The following is a 19792-nucleotide window of genomic DNA, read 5'->3' as shown; positions in this document are numbered from 1 at the left end:
GTTTCAGACCAGCACGTAGTCGGGGTGCTGCTTGCAGATCTCGTTCACCGCGCTGAGCGTTCCCGACAGGTGCTTGCGAAGCGCCGCCTGGGCGGCCGCCGGATCCTGTGCCTCGATGGCGCGGACGATGGCGCGGTGGTCGCGCAGGATCGCCTCGGTCTTGCCGGCAGTGGGCAGGTGCAGGCGGCGCAGCCGGTCGACGTGGCCCGACACTCGGCCCACGAGGTCCCACAGGCCGAGCACGTCGCCGGCTTCGTACATCAGCCGATGGAAGACGCGATCGGCCTCGACGAAATCGCCATAGCGTTGTCCCGCCGACAGCGCTGCCTGCTGGGCGATGATGGCCTTCAGCTGCGCGACCAATCCTTGTGAGTCTTGCTGCGCCAGCTGGTGCACGAGTTCCAGTTCGATGGAGCGGCGCAGGAAGTGCGCCTCGCGCGCCGCGGCAATGTCGATGCGGCTGACCAGCGTCGCGTGCTGCGGGTACACGTCCACCAGCCCTTCCTCGCTCAATCGCAGAAGCGCCTCGCGCACCGGCGTCTGGCTCACCCCGAAGCGGTCGGCCAGCTCCTGCCGCACGAGCACGGTCCCCGGAACGAGTTCGATCGACAGGATGGCCTCGCGCAGCCTCTCCAGCACTTGCGGCGCGGCAAGGCGGGTGCGGTCGATTCGGATCTTGGGGGCGGCACTCATCGCGGGCGATTGTGTCATTGACGCACTAATATACTAGTGTTTTAATTGCCAAATTGCCCCCGGCAAGGGCGCACGCACGGTGCGCATCCTGGAGTCCCCCCTGATGAAACGCACCTACGAATCCCTGCGCAGCGCCCGCTGGTTTGCGCCCGATGACTTCCGCTCCTTCGGCCATCGCTCGCGCGTGCTGCAGATGGGCTACAGCCATGCCGACTGGATGGGCAAGCCGGTGATCGCCATCGTCAACACCTGGAGCGATGCCAACCAGTGCCACTCGCACTTCAAGCAACGGGTGGACGACGTCAAGCGCGGCGTCCTGCAGGCGGGCGGCTTCCCGCTGGAGCTGCCGGCGATCTCGCTCTCGGAGAGCATGGTCAAGCCCACCACGATGCTCTATCGCAACTTCCTCGCGATGGAAACGGAAGAGCTGCTGCGCAGCCACCCCATCGACGGCGCGGTGCTGATGGGCGGCTGCGACAAGACCACGCCCGGCCTCGTGATGGGCGCGATCAGCATGGGCGTTCCCTTCATCTACCTGCCCGCCGGCCCCATGCTGCGCGGCAACTGGAAGGGCAAGGTGCTGGGCTCCGGCTCCGATGCCTTCAAGTACTGGGACGAGCGCCGCGCCGGCCGGCTCGGCGAGCAGGCCTGGGCCGAGATGGAGGCCGGCATTGCGCGCAGCCAGGGCACCTGCATGACCATGGGCACGGCGGCCACCATGATGGGCATTGCCGAGGCGGTGGGCCTGACACTGCCCGGCGCCTCCAGCATTCCGGCCGCGGACGCCAACCACATCCGCATGAGCGCCGACTGCGGCCGCCGCATCGTCGAAATGGTGTGGGAAGACCTCGCACCTGCCAGGCTGCTCACGCGCGCCAGCTTCGAGAACGGCATCGCCTGCGCGATGGCCATGGGCTGCAGCACCAATGCCGTCGTGCACCTGATCGCGATGTCGCGCCGCGCCGGCCATGCGGTGAGCCTGGACGACTTCGACGCCTTCAGCCGCCGCGTGCCCGTGATCGCCAACATCCGGCCCAGCGGCGACGCCTACCTGATGGAGGACTTCTTCTACGCCGGCGGACTGCCCGCGATGCTGGAGCGCATCCGCGGCCATCTGCAGGTCGATGCGCGCACCGTCAACGGCCGCACGCTCGGCGAGAACATCGAAGGCGCCGAGGTCTACAACGACGACGTGATCCGGCCGCTTGCCAATCCCATCTACGCCGAAGGCGCCCTGGCCGTGCTGCGCGGCAACCTGGCGCCCGACGGCGTGGTGATCAAGCCCAGCGCCTGTGCGCCGCACCTGCTGCGGCACAGCGGCCGTGCGCTGGTGTTCGACGACTATCCCGCGCTCAAGAAGGCGGTGGAAGACCCCGAGCTCGACGTGACGGGCGACGACATCCTGGTGCTGCGCAACGCCGGCCCGCGCGGCGCCGGCATGCCCGAGTGGGGCATGTTGCCGATTCCGACCAAGCTGCTCAAGCAGGGCGTGAAAGACATGCTGCGCCTGTCCGACGCCCGCATGAGCGGCACGAGCTACGGCGGCTGCCTGCTGCACTGCTCGCCCGAGGCCGCCATCGGCGGGCCGCTCGCGCTGGTGAAGACCGGCGACCGCATCACCGTGGACGTGCCCGCGCGGCGCATCCATCTGGAGATCGACGACGAGGAACTCGCCCGCCGCAAGGCCCTGTGGACGCCGCCACCGCCGCGCTACGAGCGCGGCTACGGATGGATGTTCGGCCGTCACATCCTGCAGGCCAACGAGGGCTGCGACTTCGACTTCCTGGAGACCACCTTCGGCAAGCCGGTGCCGGAGCCCGACATCTTCTGATCCGCCTTTCATCCCCCATCAATTCGACCGAGAACGGAGACATCACGTGAATCCCGCCACCCGCGAGCAGCTCATGAAGGTGAGCACCGCCACCCTGTGCACGGCCCTGTTCAAGCGCGGCCTGCGCAACCAGTTCATCCAGGACGTGCGGCCGCTCAACCCCGGCCTGCCCAACATGGTGGGCGAGGCCTTCACGCTGCGCTACATGCCGGCGCGCGAAGACCTGAACCCGATCAGCGTCTTCCTTGATCGCGGCCATCCGCAGCGCAAGGCGGTGGAGGAGTGCCCCGAGGGCGCCGTGCTGGTGATCGACAGCCGCAAGGACGCGCGCGCCGCATCGGCCGGCGGCATCCTGGTCACGCGGCTCATGAAGCGCGGCGTGGCCGGCGTGGTGACCGACGGTGGCTTTCGCGACAGTCCCGACATCGCGAAGCTCGGCTTCGCGGCCTACCACCACCGCGCCAGCGCGCCGACCAATCTCACGCTGCACCAGGCCATCGACATCAACGTGCCGATCGGCTGCGGCGATGCGCCCGTGTTCCCAGGCGACGTGGTCGTGGGCGATGCCGAGGGCGTGATCGTCATCCCGGCCCACATGGCCGACGAAGTCGCGGCCGAAGCGACGGAGATGACCGTCTTCGAGGATTTCGTGCAGGACATGGTGCTCGAGGGCCGTTCCATCCTCGGCCTGTATCCGCCCACCGACGAGCGCAGCCGCAGCGACTTCGCCACGTGGCGCCAGGCCAGGGGCCGCTGAGCCCATCCACAAGAATCCACGGAGACAAGACATGCGTTTCATCTGCCTCGCCGCGGCGCTGCTTTCGGCCGCGCTCGCCCCAGCGCTTGCATCGGCCCAGGCTCCGGAATGGCCCGCCGCCAAGCCCATCGTCTATGTGGTGCCCTTCACCCCGGGCGGCTCCACCGACATCGTGGGCCGCACGCTGGCCCAGAAGCTGGGCGAGAGCCTCAAGCAGTCGGTGGTGGTCGACAACAAGCCCGGGCAGGCCGGCGGCATCGGTGCCGCCTACGTGGCAAGGGCCGCGCCGGACGGCTACACGCTCTTCGGCGGGACCATCAGCACGCACGCCATCAACGCCAGCCTCTACAAGAAGCTGCCCTACGACCCGATGAAGGACTTCGAGCCCGTCTCGCTGGTCGCGCGCCTGCCCAACGTGCTCATCGTCAACAGCCAGCTCGGCGTGAACTCGGTGGCCGAACTGGTGGCGCTGCTGAAGAAGGACGAGAGCAAGCGCATCTTCGCTTCCTCCGGCGCCGGCACCTCCACCCACCTGGCCGGCGAGATGTTCGCCGAACTCATCGGCGTGAAGCTCACCCATGTGCCGTACAAGGGCACGCCGCCCGCACTGACCGACGTGGCCGCGGGGCAGGTGCCTTTCATGTTCGACCAGGTGACGGCCGCATTGCCGATGGTCAAGAGCGGCAAGCTCAAGCTGCTGGCCGTGACCACCGGCAAGCGCATCGCGCTGGTGCCCGATCTGCCGACCATGATCGAGTCCGGCATTCCCGGTTTCGAGATGTCGTCGTGGCAGGCGGTGTATGCGCCCAAGGGCACCCCTCAACCGATCGTGCAGCGCCTCAATGCCGAGATCGTGAAGGCGCTCAAGCAGCCCGATGTGCGGGCCAGGCTCTCGGACCAACTGGCGATGGAGATCGTCGGCAGCACGCCGGAAGAACTGCGCGACTTCATGGCCAGGGAAATTCCGCGCTGGGCCGAGCTGGTGAAGAAGTCGGGCGCGGTGGCCGACTGAAGCGATTGCCGGGCCGGCCGGCCCGGCGCGATGCTCAGCCCTGCTTGCGCATGGCGAAGCAGGCCCCGGCCACCAGGATGAACGCCCCGATGATCACCTTCTGCCAGGTGCTCGGCACGCCGGCCAGGATCAGCACGTTGTTGATCAGCGTGACCAGCACCACGCCCAGCAGCGTGCCGCCCACGGTGCCGCTGCCGCCGGTGATGCGCGCGCCGCCCAGGATCACGGCGGCGATCACGTCCAGCTCGTTGCCCACCAGGTCGAAGGGGTTCGCCAGCCGCGTGCTCGAGACGTGCACGATGCCCGCCAGCCCCGACAGGAAGCCCGCGTACGCGAACACGAAGATGTGCACCGTGCGCAGGTTGTAGCCCAGCCGCTCGGCAATCGCGAGGCTGCCGCCGATGGCGTACACCGCGCGGCCGATGAGCGTGCGGTTCAGCAGCCACCACGTCAGCACCGCCGCGCCGGCCAGCACCAGCACCGTGGCGGGCAGCACCACGTGCAGGCCCTGCGCGGTGTCGAAGCGCCAGAGCGCGAGCTTGCCGAACGCGTCCATCGGCGCGGGCACGTTCATGAAGAACACGGTGCCCACGAACGTCAGCAGGATGCCGCGGTAGAGGTACTGCGTGCCGATGGTCACGATCAGCGACGGGGCCTTGAGCCAGTGCACCAGGAGGCCGTTGAACACGCCCAGCACCGCGCCGCTCACGGCGCCCGCGGCCAGCAGCAAGGCGATGGGCGCCTCGGGAAAGTAGTTCAGCACCAGCTTGGTGATGCTGTACATCGTGAGCGCGGCGATGGCCGCGAACGACACGTCTATGCCGCCGGCGGCCAGCACGATCAGCACGCCCAGCGCAAAGAGCCCGAGCACCGTGCAGGCCCGCACGATGTCGAACAGCACCGGCAGCTGGAAGAAGCCCGGGTTGATGGCGCCGACCGCCAGGCACACCAGCACGATCAGCGCGAGCGTGAAGACCGAGGGGCGCTGCGCGAGCCAGCCGCGCCAGGAGGCCGGTGCCTTGGGGGCCGCTTGCGCAACCGGGGTCGGCGGCGTCGTGGAATGCGCTTGCATGGTGGAAGCCGTCATGAGAATGCGGGAGAAGGGGTGTCGGAAACCAGCGCGTGGTAGAGCTCGCTCTCGGCCAGGCCCTGCGCGTCGAAGTCGTTGGCGATGCGGCCCTTGCGCATCAGCAGGATGCGGTCGCAGTTCTGCAGCAGCTCCTGCAGGTCGTCGCTCACCAGGATCACGCCCAGGCCCTGCTCGGCCAGCCGCTGCACGATGCGGTAGATGGTGTCCTTGGAGCCCACGTCCACGCCCACGGTGGGGCCGTGGAGGATCAGCACGCGCGGGTCGATGGCGAGCCAGCGGCCGATGAGCACGCGCTGCTGGTTGCCGCCCGAGAGCGATTGCACCGGCCGGTCGACATCGGGCGTGGCGATCTGCAACTCGCTCACCGTGCGTTCGGCCAGTGCCTGGCACTGCTTGCCGTCGAGCGCGCCGAAGCGCCCGCGCAGGCGGCCGAGCACGGCCGTGACGATGTTGTCGCGGATCGGCTTGTCGAGAAACAGGCCCTCGCTCAGCCGGTCTTCCGGCACGTAGCCGATGCCCTGGCGAATGCCGTCGCTCGGCGTCTTCAGCGTGACCTGCCGGCCGTCGAGCGCGATGCGCCCGCGGTCGGCGGCCTGCACGCCGGCCAGGGCCAGCGCCAGTTCGTTGCGGCCCGAGTCGAGCAGCCCGGTGATGCCCAGGATCTCGCCCTTGTGCAGCGTGAAGTTCACATCGCTGAACTGCGCGCCGCGACCGAGCGCCTCGACCTTCAGCAGCGTGTCGCCGCCGTGCGTGCGGTGGCGGTAGCGCGCGCCGTCGAGCTGCTTGCCGGTCATCCAGTGCGCGAGCTCGGCCTTGGTGAAATCGCGGATCGGCCCCTGTGCGACCTTCGTGCCGTCACGAAAGACGATGGCCTGGCCGCCCATGGCCATGCATTCGTCGAGCTTGTGGCTCACGAACAGCACGGCCACGCCCTGCGCGCGCAGGTGCTCGACCACGTGCACGAGGTTGTCGACTTCCTTCTGCGTGAGCGAGGTGGTGGGCTCGTCCATGATGACCATGCGCGCGCGCGTCGCCACCGCGCGTGCAATGGCCACCAGCTGCCGCGTGGCGATGGGCAGCTCGTCGACCCGGCGCGCGAGGAAGGCCGCGTCGGTCGGCAGCTTCACTGTTTCGAGCGCGCGCACGGCCGTGGCGGCCACCGCCTTGCGATCGAAGCGCCGCGCGAGCCTGCCGCCGGTGGCGACCAGCTGCTCGCTGAGCGCGACGTTCTCGGCCACGCTCATGTTCGGCAGCAGCGACAGGTCTTGGTAGACCGTCTCGATGCCCAGCGTGAGCGCTTCCAGCGGCGACAGCGATTCGTGCGGATGGCCATCGATCACGATGCGCCCCTGGCTCGGCGGCTGCGCGCCCGAGATGATCTTGATGAGCGTGCTCTTGCCGCAGCCGTTCTCGCCGAGCAGGTGGTAGATCTCGCCGGCCTCGATCGTGAGGTCGATGCCGCGCAGCGCGTGCACGCCCGCGAAGCGCTTGTGCACGTCCTGCACTTCGAGGAAGACACGGCGCCCGGTGCCGGGCACCGGGGCTTGCGTGGAAGGCGCGGTAAGGGTCATACGCTCAAGAGGTCCGGAAGATCAGAAGGCGTACTTCTTGTAGTTCTGCTTGTCGACCTCGACCCAGGCCTGGCCCGTGACGATGATGCCGACGCCCGGACCCTTCTTCACCGAGACCTTGTTGTAGCCCTGCACGCCCATGTCGGTGCCGTCGGTGATGGTCTTGCCGTCCAGCAGCATCTTGGCCGCCTTGTTCATGACGATGCCGGCATCCTTCGGGTCCCAGAAGGCGATGCCACCGACCGCGCCCGATTCGAGGAACTTGGCCGCTTCGCTCGGCAGGCCCGTGCCGTACACGCAGACCTTGCCCTGCAGGCCGGCTTCTTCCACCGCACGGCCGATGCCCAGCACGTCGAGCGACGACGAGCCCTGGAAGCCCTTCAGGTCGGGGTGCTTGCGCAGCATTTCCTTGGCCTTGCCGTAGGCCTTTTCGGCGTCGTTGAGCGACTCGTTCTTGGCGTCGACCAGCTGCATCTTGGGGTACTTCTTCGCGTTGGTGGCGCCGCCGTCGGCCCACTGCACCTGCGACTGGCTGCCCAGCGAGCCGACCAGCGAGGTCCACTTGCCCTGCTGGCCCATGCAGGCGGCCAGGCGTTCGTTGATGCGCGCGCCGTAGGCCGTGTTGTCGAAGGCCTCGATGTCGACCATGGTGTTCTTCTGGTTGTCGGCCTCGTGCGTCACGACCTTGATGCCGCGTTCCATTGCGCGCTTGAGCACCGGCTCCAGCGTGGGCGGGTCCATCGAGACCACGGCGATGGCGTCGACCTTCTTGGCCACCAGGTCTTCGATCAGGCGCTGCTGCTGCGCGGCGTCCGACTGGGCCGGGCCGATCTGGCGCGTGGCCACGCCGGGGGTGCTGGCGCCGAATTCCTTCACGCCCACTTCCATGCGGTTGAACCAGCTGATGCCGGTGATCTTCACCACGGTGACGATGTCCTGCGGCTTGCCCTGCGCATGCAGCGCGGAGGCGAAGGCCACGGTGCCCAGTGCCAGCACGGTGCAGGCGATCTTTGTTTTCTTCAGCATGTCTTTTGTCTCCTAGCCCTCGGTGGTTCTTTGCGTCGCGCCAGGAGGGGACTGGTGCGGCGGTGCGCTGGAGCGCGTAATTGAAACGAAGCTGCGCAGGTCGGCCAGGCTCAGCCGTGCCGATGCCAGGAAGAACAGCAGCAGCAGTCCCCAGGCGCAATCGCGGAAGAAATTCGAAATGCCCAGCAGGTTGAAGGTGCTGGACAAGAGCTGCAGCGCCACGGCCGAGAAGAACAGGCAGGTCATGCGCCCGTAGCCGCCCTGCGGCCGCACGCCCGCCATCACCGTGATGAGGATGGCGATGAGCAGGTAGGAGTTGCCGTAGTCGGACTTCACGCTCGCCGTGCGGGCCGCGATGATCACGCCCGCCACTGCGGCGAGCACGCCGCACAGCGCATAGGTGGCCACCAGCATGCGGTTCTGCGAAATGCCCGTGTAGCGCGCCGCCTTGGCGTTGGTGCCCAAGAGGAAGAGGCGGATGCCGAACGGGCTTTGCTTGAGCAGCCAGCCCACGCCCAGCAGCATCGCCACGAAGATGACGAACGGAATCGGCACGCCCAGCACCATCTCGTTGCCGATGGCCGAGAGCGGTTCGGCATCGCCCACGCGCAGGCTGGAGCCGCCGGTGAGCACCACGGCGAAGCCGGTGTAGAGCAACTGCGTGCCCAGCGTGCAAAGAATGGGCGTGAGGCCGGCGCGGGCGATCAGCAGCCCGTTGAGCAGCCCGCCCGCCAGGCCCACCGCCAGCGCGATCACGGCGAACCACGCCGTGTAGATCCAGGGCGAGGCATCGGGCGCCGCGAGCATCGGCGCCACCGTGGCGGCAACCACCCCGGCCAGGTTGGCCAGCGCCACGCCCGACAGGTCGATGCCGCCGTTGCCCGAGATCATCGACAGCGCCACGCCCATGGCCAAGAGGCCGAGCTCGGGCAGCTGGCCGCCCATCGACTGGAAGTTGTAGACGTCGAGGAAGTCGCCCTTGGACAGCACCGTCGCGACCACGAGGATCACGACATTGATGGCGACCAGGAAGTTGAGTTCGCGGTCTGAAAACCTGGAGGTCATGGCGGGCTCTTTCAGTGGGCGCGGTTCATCAGCGCATCGACCTCGGCACGCGTGGGCATCGAGGGCGCTGTCCCGGCGCGCGTGACCGAGATGGCGGCCACCGCCGAGCCGAAGCGCGCGGCTTCCAGCGGCGAGGCGCCTTCGGCCAGTGCCGCCGCGAAGCCGCCGTTGAAGGCGTCGCCCGCGCCGGTCGTTTCCTTCACGGCACCGGCATTGAACACGGGGATGTGCACCGAGCCGCTCGCGCTGTGCAGCAGCGCGCCCTTGTCGCCGAGCGTGATGAGCGCACAGCCCACGCCCTTGGCCAGGAAGAAGTCGCCCGCGCGGCGCGCGTCGTCGATGGTTTCCACCGCCATGCCGCTCAGTGCGGCGGCCTCGTGCTCGTTGGGCGTGATGTAGTCGCACAGCGCGTACAGCGCATCGTCGAAGGGCAGGGCGGGCGCGGGGTTGAACACCGTCACCGTGCCGGCGGCGCGCGCCAGTTCCAGGCCGCGTTGTGCGGCGGCCGCGGGCTGCTCCAGCTGCGTGACGAACACGCGCGCACCGCGGATGGCGTCGGCTGCCGCGTCCACGTCGGCCGTGCCGATGAAGGCTGCGGCGCCCGGCACCACGATGATCGCGTTGGCGCCCGTGACCTCGTGCACGTAGATGAAGGCCGCGCCGGTTGGGTGGTCTGCCACCTGCGGGGTGCGCGGCGTGATGCCTTCCTCGGCCCAGAGCGCGAGCGCGTTGGCGGCGAAGGCGTCCTGACCGAGCTTGGAGATGAACGTGACCCCCGCGCCTGCGCGCGCTGCCGCCACGGCCTGGTTCGAGCCCTTGCCGCCGGGACCCATGGCGAAGCCCGAGCCCGCGATGGTCTGGCCGACGCCGGGAAGCTGGGCCGCGCGGAATGCGAGGTCGGCCACGAAGATGCCGAGCACGGCGACGCCGCGCTGCTGTGAAGAGACAGGGATGGCGGTCATGCGATCAGGCCTCGGGTGCGAGGACGCCCTTCTTGAAGATGAAGCAGCCGTAGAAACGGCGCTCGCCCGTGGCGATCACGCAGTAGGCGCGGCGCGCGGCCTCGTAGAAGGCGAAGCGCTCGATGGAGCCCAGCGGGCGGGTGCGCCCCTCGGCAGCATCGATCTCGCGCTGCATCTCCTGCTGCACCGGCGGAATCTCGTTCGGCTCGCCCATGATCTCCATGCGCCGTGCGGGATCGTCCACCGCGTTGTCCAGCGGCAGCACCGAAAGAATGGCGCGTGCCGCCTCGGTGGTGCCCACGCCGTCGATGCGCAGCAGCCGGCCCAGGGTGGTCTGACGTGCGACCGAATCGGCCGGGAAGTTGGCGTCGCACAGCACCAGTTCGTCGCCATGGCCCATGGCGCGCAGGGCGTAAAGCACGTCCGCATTGAGCAGCGGATGGATGGACTTCAGCATGTTTGTCTCCGTGAAGGACTTGTCGTTCTTTCGACGTATCTTAGAGAAAGAAAACGTTTGCGCAAACGTTTGCTATTCGGGGATTTCCCTTGGTTTTCATGGCTCCGTTGGACGCCAGGCGCTCATTCGCCATAGGGAATCCAGATGTTCTTGACCTGCGTGGCATGCCGCAGGAACAACGCGCCTTCGGCCGAGGCGCCGTCGTACCAGTCGGTGGCCAGGCCGTGGTCGACCAGCGTGCGCTTGAGGTTGCCCACCGACAGGCGCTCGGCGTTGCGCGAGAGCGCCTTCGCGCCGAAGACCCAGAGCGCATCGACGTCGTCGTGCTCGGCGAGCGTCTGCACAAGGCTGGCCGCGGGGCCGGTCACCAGGTTGATCACGCCGGCCGGCAGGTCGGAGGTTTCGAGCACCTGGTAGAAGTCGGTGGCCACCAGCGGATGCTTCTCGCTCGGTACGATCACCGTGCGGTTGCCCATGGCCATGAGCGGCGCGAACAGGCTCACGAAGGACAGCAGCGGCGCCTCGTCGGGGCACACCACACCGACCACGCCGATGGCCTCGACGGTGGCCAGTGCCACGCCGCGCAGGGGCGGCACATGCACCGTGCCTTCGTACTTGTCGGCCCAGGCGCCGTAGGCGAACAGGCGGCTCACCGAGGCATCGACCTCCGACTGCGCTGCGCGTGCGCCCACGCCGGTCAGGCTGGCGATGCGGCCGGCGAATTCGTCGGCACGGGCCGCGAGGTTTTCCGCGAGGTAGTACAGCGCCTGTGCGCGGCGGTGCGGTGTGGCGCTCGACCAGCCCGCTGCCGAGCGCGCGGCCGCGACGGCGTTGCGGATGTCCTTGCGGTTGCCCGTGCCGACCTCGCCAACGCGCTGACCGCTCGCCGCGAACACCGGGTGCGAGAGCTCGCCGTCCGGGCGCACCTGCTTGCCGCCGACGAACAGCTTGGCCGTGCGGTCGATGGCCGGCAGCGTGGTCGAAGGCCTGGGTTGCGTCCGGGGCGCTTCGTTCGCGGCCTCCAGCGCGACAGCCGCGGTACGCGGCTTGCGCTCCGCCCAGGCGCGCGGCTTCAGATATTCGTAGCAGCCCTCGCGCCCACCTTCGCGGCCGTAGCCCGATTCGCGGTAGCCGCCGAAGCCCACGCCCGCATCGAACAGGTTGGTCGCGTTGACCCACACCACGCCGGCCTGCAGTTGCGGCGCGATGCCCAGCGCCAGCCCGATGGTCTCGCTCCACACGCTCGCGGCCAGGCCGTAGCGCGTGTTGTTGGCCAGCGCGACGGCTTCGTCGGGCGTGCGGAAGGTCATCGTCACCAGCACCGGGCCGAAGATCTCCTCGGTTGCCACGGTGGATGCGGGATGCACGTTGGTCAGGAGCGTCGGCGGGAAGAAGCTGCCGCCCGGCGGCAGCGCGCCCGGTGCCTGATGGCAGCTCGCGCCTTCGCGCACACCGGTCGCCACAAGCGTGCGCACGCGCTCGAGCTGGGTGGGATCGATCAGGCTGCCCATGTCGATCGCCTTGTCCAGCGGCGAACCCACGCGCAGGCTCTGCATGCGGCGCTTCAGGCGCTCGATGAAGTCGGCCGCAATGCCTTCCTGCAGCAGCAGCCGCGAACCGGCGCAGCACACCTGGCCCTGGTTGAACCAGATGGCATCGACCACGCCTTCGACGGCCGCGTCGATGTCCGCATCGTCGAACACGATGAAGGGCGACTTGCCGCCCAGCTCCAGCGTGAGCGACTTGCCCGAGCCGGCGGTGGCTTCACGGATGAGGCGGCCCACGTCGGTCGAGCCGGTGAAGGCGATCTTGTCGACGCCCTCGTGTGCGACCAGTGCCGCGCCCGTGGCGCCGTCCCCGGTCACCACGTTCAGCACGCCCGGCGGCAGGCCGGCCTCTGCAGCCAGTTCGGCGAAGAGCAGCGCGCTCAGCGGCGTGAGCTCGGCGGGCTTGAGCACCACCGTGTTGCCCAGGGCGAGCGCGGGCGCGATCTTCCACGCGAGCATCAGCAGCGGGAAGTTCCACGGAATGATCTGGCCGACGACGCCCAGCGGCACCTGGTCGGCGAACTCGCGTTCCTGCAGCTGCGCCCAGCCGGCGTGGTGATAGAAGTGGCGCGCCACCAGCGGCACGTCCAGGTCGCGTGTCTCGCGGATGGGCTTGCCGTTGTCCAGCGCCTCGACCACCGCGAGCAGGCGTGCATGGCGCTGCACCATGCGCGCCAGGGCGTAGAGATGGCGTGCGCGGCCGTGGCCGCCGAGCGCGAGCCAGCCGGGCTGCGCGGCGCGCGCCGCAGCAACGGCCGCGTCCACGTCCTGCGCGGAACCTTGTGCGATGCCGGCCAGGCGCTGGCCGGTGGCGGGCTCGGCGGTGTCGAATTGCGTGCCGGCCGATGCGGCGGTGAAGCGCCCGTGGATGAAGTGGCCGAAGCCCTCGGCATGGCGCGCGAGCCATTGGCGCGCGTCGGTGTCGCTCTCTGGCGCGGGGCCGTAGTCCATGGTGTCGAAATAGCGTGCGACGCTGCTGTTGTTGTTCTGGCTGCTGCTCATCGGGTCATCCGATCGGGTGGCGGTTGAAGGCCGAGTAGCGGCCCGTGACGTGGTGCTCCAGCTGGCGCTCGATGTCGGCCAGCAGCGTGGAGGCGCCGATGCGGAACAGGTCGGGTTCGAGCCAGGCGCGGCCCAGCTCTTCCTTCATGAGCACCTGGTAGTCGAGCGCGGTCTTGGCGGTGGAGACGCCACCGGCGGGCTTGTAGCCCACGCGAAAGCCGGTGCGGGCTTCGTACTGGCGGATCATGCGCAGCATCACCAGCGTGACCAGCGGCGTGGCGTTCACGCCTTCCTTGCCGGTGGAGGTCTTGATGAAATCCGCGCCGGCCATCATGCAGACCATCGAGGCCTTGGCCACGTTGCGCAGCGTCTTCAGTTCGCCCGTGGCAAGGATGGCCTTGACGTGCGCGTCGCCGGCCGCACTGCGGAAGTCGCGCATCTCGTCGTAGAGCTTCTGCCACTGCCCGGTGAGCACGTGCTCGCGCGTGATGACGATGTCGATCTCCGCCGCGCCGTCGCGCACCGAGGCTTCGATTTCCTTGAGCTTGAGCTCGTGCGGAATCAGCCCCGCCGGAAAGCCCGTGGACACTGCGGCCACCGGGATGCCGGTGCCCGCGAGCGCCTCGACCGCGGTCGACACGAAGCGGTGGTACACGCACACTGCGCCCGTGTGCAGCCTGCGGTCGGCAAAGCCCAGCGCGGCCAGCAGGTCGGGGCGCACGGGCGTGACCGCCTTGGCGCAAAGCCGGCGCACGCGCTCGGCCGTGTCGTCGCCGTTGAGCGTGGTCAGGTCGATGCAGGTGATGGCCTTGAGCAGCCAGCCGGCCTGCGCATCCTTCTTGACGGAGCGGCGCCCTGGCAGCGTGGCCACGCGGCGTTCGGCGGCCGAGAGGTTGATACGGATGCCTTCGAACCAGCCGGTATCGAAGGGTTGCGCGGTGTTGCGCGCGGTGGCGTACGGCTGCGCTGGTTCTTCGGTGGAAGCGGCCGTGGCCGCTGGGGCCGCTGGGGCCGCTGGGGCCGCTGGGGTGAGCGCTGCGACGGCACTGGCGGGCGGCGCCGGCCGCGAGCGCACGGCGCCGCTGCTGCGAACGAGGGAGGTGGATGTCATGGCGTGATGGGCGCCGTGGCGCGCAGAGGCCGCATGTGCGGCGGGCAGGCAAAGGGCATGTCTTGTGTGTCTCCGGTGCTGCGTCGCGCGGCGGCGCAGCGGTGGTGTCGTTCGTCGAGCGTGTCGTCGTGCAGGGCCGGCGGCGTGTTGGTGCGAATGTTAGAGCAACAACATTTAATCAGGCAAGATGTTTTTGAAATAACATTTGAAAACCCGCGATGACCGATACTCGCGTGCTTGGATCAGAGGAAACCGAACATGCGAAAGACCGCAGGAGCCGAGGCCCGGGCCGTGCGCCTGGCGAAGATGCAGGAACTCGTCGAGGCCGGCGGCCCGCTGCCCATCAAGCAGGCGGCCCAGCGGCTCGACGTGACCGAGATGACCATCCGCCGCGACCTGTCGTCGGCCGAATCGCCGCTCTCGGTGCTCGGCGGTTACGTGCTGGCGACCACGCTGCCGGGCGCCGAGCGCTACTCGCTCGACGAGGCCAGCGACCAGCACGCCGCCAACAAGCGCTTGGCCTGCGAGCGCGCGGCCGAGTGGGTACAGCCGCACGACAGCCTGTTCATCGACTGCGGGACCACGATGGTCCACTTCGCGGAGGCGCTACCGCCCGAGATGCCGTTGAGCGTGGTGTGTTATTCCACGAACATCGCGGCGGTGCTGAGCCGGCGACCGAACACACAGCTGATGTTGATGGGCGGGCTGTATCACCCGTCATCGGCCACTTTCTTTTCGGACGAAGGGCTGCAGTACCTCGACAAGCTGGGCGTGAACAAGGCCTTCATCTCGGCCGGCGGGCTGGACGTTGCGCGCGGCGCGAGCTGTTCCAACTTTCATGAGGTGCCGGTGAAGCAGGCGGCCATCCGCAGCGCGTCGGAGAGTTTTCTCGTTGTCGACGAGAGCAAGCTGGGCACGCTGAGGCCTGCGTTCTTCAGCCCGCTGCAGGCCTTCGCGCGGATTGTGGTGGGCGGCGCGCCCGCTGCGGCCGTCAAGAAGCAATTCAAGGAACTGCCGGTGGAGTTCGCGCGGGCAGGCGGCGCATGAGTGGCGCCGCGCTTCGAGCGTGCCACTCGTTCGACCACCCCATCTTCAACTTTCGACCGTGCAGGTCCGGAACGTCAAAAAGCGCATGCTATAATCGCAAGCTGTGCGGCTGTAGCTCAGTTGGATAGAGTACTTGGCTACGAACCAAGGGGTCGTGGGTTCAATTCCTGCCAGCCGCACCACTCTCTCAATGGCCTAGAAGGTTCATCCCTTCTAGGCCATTTTCTTTTGGGTGACACGAACCTGGGCACATGCCGGAGTGACCGATGCGGTTCGAGCGCCTGGGCGCTAAAGTTCGTTCAAGTCAAACGAAGCAGGGCGACCATGAACATCCGAACGTTGCGACGCACATGCCAACTGCTCTTGCTGCTGTCGACGGCGGGTTCGGCAGCCGCGGGAACCATCGCATGCGTGCCAAGCCCGGGCAACGCGGCCGGCGCCTTCAACTGGATCCGCAGGATCGCGATCGACGAACACTCGCGCACCGTCAACATGGACATCGTGCGCTCGCGGACCAAAGACACCGAAACCATGGGCAAGATGCGCGCCGAACTGGTGAGCATGGAGGGGACTTCCTCCGGCGAGCCCGTCTATCTCTTCAACGCCATTCCCGCGGCTGGAGAAGAGGTCCTGAGCCTCTTCAAGCTGTTCAAATCCGGCGATTGGCAATTGGTGAGGGCGGGCGTGGTCTTCGTCAACAAGGTGCCCGCCCTGCGGAGCGTGGAGCCAGGCATGAGCTTCGACTGCAAGCGCTCCGACCTCGGTTGATGCGGCACGGGCCGCCGCTACTTCTATTCAAAGGCTACTTCGTTGAACAAGGCATTCACCAAGGAAACCGACAACGACGCGGATGACGATGGCGCCGACGGCGCCGCGCCTGCGCTGCCGGCCGGCAGCAAGAACTACATCACGCCAGCGGGTTATGCACGGCTGCGCGACGAGTTGCTGCAGCTGATGGACGAAGAGCGCCCGAAGGTGGTCGAGGCCGTGCACTGGGCCGCCAAGAACGGCGACCGCTCGGAAAATGGCGACTATCTCTACGGCAAGAAGCGTCTGCGCGAGATCGACCGGCGCATCCGCTTTCTCACCAAGCGCCTCGAGATCGCAGAGGTCACCGACCCATCGGTGCACCATGGCAGCGACCAGGTCTTCTTCGGGGCCACCGTTCGCTATGCCGATGAAACGGGCGACGAACGCAGCATCACGGTCCTCGGCATCGATGAGGCGGACAGCGCCCGGTCGCAGGTCAGCTGGATTTCACCGATCGCGCGGGCCTTGCTCAAGTCGCGCGAAGGCGATGTGGTGAAGCTGGTCACGCCCGGCGGGGCGCACGAGGTGGAGATCCTGTCGGTGAGTTACCCGGCGCCGCGCTCGGCGCCGGACTGATCGACGGGCCTTCGATTCAAGATGCCGGAACGGTCCGTGCTGCAGTGAGCACCGAGGCGGTCCGCCGCGCCACGCGCAGCACGGCGTCCAGATGCGCGCGATCGCGCACCGCGATCACGAAGCGCAGGTCGGTCGAGTCCTGAGGGGTCTCGTCGGCCATTTCCACGTGCGTGATGTCGGCTTCGGCATCCGCCAGCGTGGCGGCCACGCGCGCCAGCACGCCCTTGTCGTTGCGCACGGTGATCACGACGCCGGTCTCGAAGGCGCGCGTCGGTTCGTCCGCCCACTCGACCGCGAAGAAGCGTTCGCTGTCCTTGTGGCGCAGCCGCTGGCCGACGCCGCAGTCCTCGGTGTGCACCACCAGGCCTTCGCCATGCCCGAGGTATCCGACGATCTGGTCGCCCGGAATGGGGCGGCAGCACAGCGCAAAGCGCACCGACGAGTTTTCGCTGCCGTCGAGCGTGACCGCGCCCTGCGACACGGTCTCGTGCGTGATGAAGCGCTCGCGGCTCAGCAGCAGCGCGTCGGGGCGCTCGCCGAGTTCGGACAGCAGCGCCATGAGCCGCTTGGCGACGATGCTCGCGATGCGCTTGCCGAGGCCGATGTCGGTCAGCAGCTCGGAGCGGTTGCGGTTGCCGGTGAAGCGCAACAGCTTCTCCCACATCGCCTGGTGTTCTTCGTCTTCCTCGGGCAGCCTGCCGAGGCCTTCGGCGCGCAGGGCCTGCGCGAGCAGCTTTTCGCCGAGCCCCTCGGATTCGGCGTGGGCCAGGGTCTTCAGGTAGTGCCGGATCTTCGAGCGCGCCCGGCCGGTTCGCACGAACCCGAGCCAGGCCGGATTGGGCGTCGACACCGGCGCGGTGATCACCTCGACCACGTCGCCGTTCTTGAGTTCGGTGCGCAGCGGCACCTGGTCGCCGTTGATGCGCGCGGCCGAGGTGTGGTCGCCGATGTTGCTGTGGATGGCGTAGGCGAAGTCGACCACGGTGGCGCCGCGCGGCAGCGCCATGATCTGGCTCTTGGGCGTGAAGACGTAGACCGCGTCGGGAAAGAGGTCGACCTTGACGTGGTCCCAGAATTCGGCGGCATCGCGCGTTTCGTCCTGGATGTCGAGCAGCGACTGCAGCCACTTGGTGCCCAGCCGGTCGTTGCTTGCCGCATTCGGCTCGGCGGCCTTGTAGAGCCAGTGCGCCGCCACGCCGGATTCGGCGACCACGTGCATCGCCTCGGTGCGCAACTGGAACTCGACGCTCACGCCGGCCGGGCCCACCAGCGTGGTGTGCAGCGACTGGTAGCCGTTGAGCTTGGCGATTGCGATGTGGTCCTTGAACTTGCCGGGCAGCGGCTTGTACATCTGGTGAAGGATGCCAAGGCCGGTGTAGCAGGCGATCACGTTCGGCACGATCAGGCGGAAGCCGTAGATGTCGGTCACCTGGGCGAAGCTCAGGTGTTTGTCTTCCATCTTGCGGTAGATGGAATAGAGCGTTTTCTCGCGCCCTGCGATGCGCAGTGACATGCCGGCCGACGAGAAGGCGCCTTCGACCTCTTTCTGCACCTTCTGGATCAGGTCGCGGCGTCGCCCGCGCGCCTTGGCCACGGCTTTCGACAGCGTGGCGTAGCGCCAGGGCTTGAGGTGCCGGAACGACAACTCCTGCAGCTCGCGGTAGGTCTGGTTCAGGCCGAGCCGGTGCGCGATGGGCGCGTAGATCTCTAGCGTTTCGCGCGAGATGCGGGCCCATTTCTCGCGCGGCGCGTCGGCCAACGTGCGCATGTTGTGCGTGCGGTCGGCCAGCTTGACCAGAATGACGCGCACATCGCGCGCCATGGCCAGCAGCATCTTGCGGAAGGATTCGGCCTGGTTTTCTTCGCGGGTGTTGAACTGCAGCTTGTCGAGCTTGGTGAGCCCGTCGACCAGTTCGGCCACCGGGGCGCCGAAGCGCTCGATCAGCTCGGGCTTGGTGACCCCGCAGTCTTCGATGGCGTCGTGCAGCAGGGCCGCCATCAGCGCCTGGGCATCGAGCTTCCACTCGGCGCATTGCGCAGCCACGGCGATGGGATGGGTGATGTACGGCTCGCCGCTGTTGCGCAACTGGCCCAGGTGGGCCTCGTCGGCGAAGCGGTAGGCGCGGCGAACCAGTTCGGTGTCTTCCGGGCCCAGATAGTCGAGGCGCGCCGTCAATGCTGCGAAGCTTGCGGCAGCCGCATTCAGTGCCGCCGGGCTCGGCTTCGGCACGCCCGTGGGGGCTTGGGACTGATGTTTGGCAACCGCACTCATGGCTACCACTTTAGCGTGACCGTTCCATGGGCGCGTCCAGACATAAAAAAAGCACCGCTTGGCGGTGCCTTTTCGTTGCAGGGCTGCGTCAGATCAGCCCGGCACCTTCTTGAGCATTTCGATGCCGATCTTGCCTTCCGCGATTTCGCGCAGGGCCGTGACGGCGGGCTTGTTCTTGCTCTCGATTTTGGGCGCATGGCCCTGGCTCAGCATGCGCGCACGGTACGTGGCGGCCAGCACGAGCTGGAAGCGGTTCGGGATCTGAAGCAGACAGTCTTCGACGGTGATGCGGGCCATGATGAGTATCTTTCGGTCGGTGAGCAGGAGATCAGGGGATGTTCAGTGCGGCAAAGGTGTCGGCACGTGCACGGCGCTGTGCGGAATACCGAAGCCGCTGAGCGTGGACAATCGCCTTGAGATCAAAAAGCGCCCGCTCAAATAACTCGTTGATTATAACGAAGTCGAATTCCCCGGCCCTGGCCATCTCTTCTGCGGCGTTTTTCAGCCGCAATTCGATGACCGAGGCGCTGTCTTCGCCGCGCCGCTCGAGCCGCGACCGCAGTTCTTCCCAGCTGGGCGGCAGGATGAAGATCATCACCGCGTTGGCGAAGGTCTTTCGGATCTGGAGCGCGCCCTGGAAGTCGATCTCGAGGATCACGTCCGCCCCCTGGGCGATCCGCTCCTCGATGGCCTTCTTGGATGTGCCGTACCGGTGGCCATGCACATGGGCCCATTCCACGAAGCCGTCGGCTGCGATCAGGGCGTCGAATTCGGGAGGCGAGGCAAAAAAGTACTCGCGGCCGTGCTTTTCCTGCCCGCGCGGCGGCCGCGTGGTGTGCGACACCGACGGCTGAACCGCCGAGTCGAGCTCCATGAGCGCCTTGACCAGGCTCGATTTGCCCGCCCCGCTGGGCGCGGCGACCACGAAGATGTTGCCGGGGTAGTCCATTCTTTCGCTCGCCG

18 protein-coding genes and 1 tRNA gene are annotated in these 19792 nt (G+C 67.7%); 7 read left to right on the top strand and 12 right to left on the bottom strand.

Features of this window, described 5'->3' with window-relative positions; genetic code table 11:
- Window positions 1-3: 3 nt before the first annotated feature.
- Window positions 4-693 carry a GntR family transcriptional regulator gene (locus M2282_RS21905; protein WP_280810873.1) on the bottom strand — a complete coding sequence of 230 codons (690 nt, stop codon included), beginning with the start codon at window positions 691-693 and terminating at the stop codon, window positions 4-6.
- 103 nt (window positions 694-796) lie between these two features.
- On the opposite strand from M2282_RS21905, the gene araD reads away from it, so the two are divergent.
- From araD to M2282_RS21890, 3 genes are read left to right on the top strand one after another with little or no spacing between them, the layout of a single operon-like run.
- The gene (gene araD / locus M2282_RS21900; RefSeq protein ID WP_280810872.1) at window positions 797-2524 is read left to right on the top strand and encodes an L-arabinonate dehydratase; all 1728 of its coding nucleotides are present in this window, start codon (window positions 797-799) and stop codon (window positions 2522-2524) included.
- Between the two features lie 46 nt (window positions 2525-2570).
- Window positions 2571-3281, top strand: a complete 711-nt coding sequence (locus M2282_RS21895; RefSeq protein ID WP_280810871.1) for a ribonuclease activity regulator RraA — start codon at window positions 2571-2573, stop codon at window positions 3279-3281.
- Window positions 3282-3312: 31 nt separating this feature from the next.
- Entirely contained in the window at window positions 3313-4293 is a 981-nt protein-coding gene (locus M2282_RS21890; RefSeq protein ID WP_280810870.1) for a Bug family tripartite tricarboxylate transporter substrate binding protein, read from the top strand.
- 34 nt (window positions 4294-4327) lie between these two features.
- Here the strand turns inward: M2282_RS21890 and M2282_RS21885 are convergent, their stop codons facing one another.
- From M2282_RS21885 to deoC, 8 genes are all read right to left on the bottom strand, one after another.
- Window positions 4328-5380, bottom strand: coding sequence for an ABC transporter permease (locus M2282_RS21885; RefSeq protein WP_280810869.1), 1053 nt, complete (start codon window positions 5378-5380; stop codon window positions 4328-4330).
- The gene (locus tag M2282_RS21880; protein ID WP_280810868.1) at window positions 5377-6954 is read right to left on the bottom strand and encodes a sugar ABC transporter ATP-binding protein; all 1578 of its coding nucleotides are present in this window, start codon (window positions 6952-6954) and stop codon (window positions 5377-5379) included. The genes M2282_RS21885 and M2282_RS21880 overlap by 4 nt, the downstream gene beginning before the upstream one ends.
- 21 nt (window positions 6955-6975) lie before the next feature.
- A complete protein-coding gene (locus M2282_RS21875) occupies window positions 6976-7980 on the bottom strand; it encodes a substrate-binding domain-containing protein (RefSeq protein WP_176658675.1) in 1005 nt (334 codons plus the stop codon).
- Between the two features lie 12 nt (window positions 7981-7992).
- Window positions 7993-9045, bottom strand: a complete 1053-nt coding sequence (locus M2282_RS21870) for an ABC transporter permease (RefSeq protein ID WP_280810867.1) — start codon at window positions 9043-9045, stop codon at window positions 7993-7995.
- A gap of 11 nt (window positions 9046-9056) precedes the next feature.
- Window positions 9057-10007: a ribokinase gene (locus M2282_RS21865; RefSeq protein ID WP_280810866.1), complete on the bottom strand. Its 951-nt coding sequence runs from the start codon at window positions 10005-10007 to the stop codon at window positions 9057-9059.
- Between the two features lie 4 nt (window positions 10008-10011).
- Window positions 10012-10464 (bottom strand): RbsD/FucU family protein, encoded by a 453-nt coding sequence (locus M2282_RS21860; RefSeq protein WP_280810865.1) that lies wholly within the window; start codon window positions 10462-10464, stop codon window positions 10012-10014.
- Window positions 10465-10586: 122 nt separating this feature from the next.
- A complete protein-coding gene (locus M2282_RS21855; RefSeq protein WP_280810864.1) occupies window positions 10587-13013 on the bottom strand; it encodes an aldehyde dehydrogenase family protein in 2427 nt (808 codons plus the stop codon).
- Between the two features lie 4 nt (window positions 13014-13017).
- A complete protein-coding gene (gene deoC, locus M2282_RS21850; RefSeq protein WP_280810863.1) occupies window positions 13018-14124 on the bottom strand; it encodes a deoxyribose-phosphate aldolase in 1107 nt (368 codons plus the stop codon).
- Between the two features lie 258 nt (window positions 14125-14382).
- Between deoC and M2282_RS21845 the strand changes: the two genes are divergently transcribed.
- The 4 genes from M2282_RS21845 (at window position 14383) to greB (ending at window position 16557) form a co-directional block, all read left to right on the top strand.
- Entirely contained in the window at window positions 14383-15171 is a 789-nt protein-coding gene (locus M2282_RS21845) for a DeoR/GlpR family DNA-binding transcription regulator (RefSeq protein ID WP_280810862.1), read from the top strand.
- A gap of 105 nt (window positions 15172-15276) precedes the next feature.
- Window positions 15277-15353, top strand: a tRNA-Arg gene (locus M2282_RS21840).
- A 181-nt stretch (window positions 15354-15534) separates the two neighbouring features.
- A complete protein-coding gene (locus M2282_RS21835) occupies window positions 15535-15939 on the top strand; it encodes a hypothetical protein (RefSeq protein ID WP_280810861.1) in 405 nt (134 codons plus the stop codon).
- A 42-nt stretch (window positions 15940-15981) separates the two neighbouring features.
- Complete coding sequence (greB, locus tag M2282_RS21830; RefSeq protein WP_280810860.1) at window positions 15982-16557, top strand: transcription elongation factor GreB; 576 nt, start codon at window positions 15982-15984, stop codon at window positions 16555-16557.
- Between the two features lie 16 nt (window positions 16558-16573).
- On the opposite strand, the gene M2282_RS21825 is transcribed toward greB, so the two are convergent.
- The 3 genes from M2282_RS21825 to gmk form a co-directional block, all read right to left on the bottom strand.
- On the bottom strand, window positions 16574-18829 hold the full coding sequence (locus M2282_RS21825; protein WP_280810859.1) for a RelA/SpoT family protein: 2256 nt from the start codon (window positions 18827-18829) through the stop codon (window positions 16574-16576).
- 93 nt (window positions 18830-18922) lie between these two features.
- The gene (gene rpoZ / locus M2282_RS21820; protein WP_021009011.1) at window positions 18923-19126 is read right to left on the bottom strand and encodes a DNA-directed RNA polymerase subunit omega; all 204 of its coding nucleotides are present in this window, start codon (window positions 19124-19126) and stop codon (window positions 18923-18925) included.
- Between the two features lie 31 nt (window positions 19127-19157).
- Complete coding sequence (gmk, locus tag M2282_RS21815) at window positions 19158-19778, bottom strand: guanylate kinase (protein ID WP_013543329.1); 621 nt, start codon at window positions 19776-19778, stop codon at window positions 19158-19160.
- Between the last annotated feature and the right edge of the window lie 14 nt (window positions 19779-19792).

Source organism: Variovorax boronicumulans (genome assembly GCF_029892485.1).
Taxonomy (GTDB): domain Bacteria; phylum Pseudomonadota; class Gammaproteobacteria; order Burkholderiales; family Burkholderiaceae_C; genus Variovorax; species Variovorax boronicumulans_B.
Note: the sequence above shows the minus strand (reverse complement) of the source record. Positions and strands in the feature narration are given on the sequence as shown.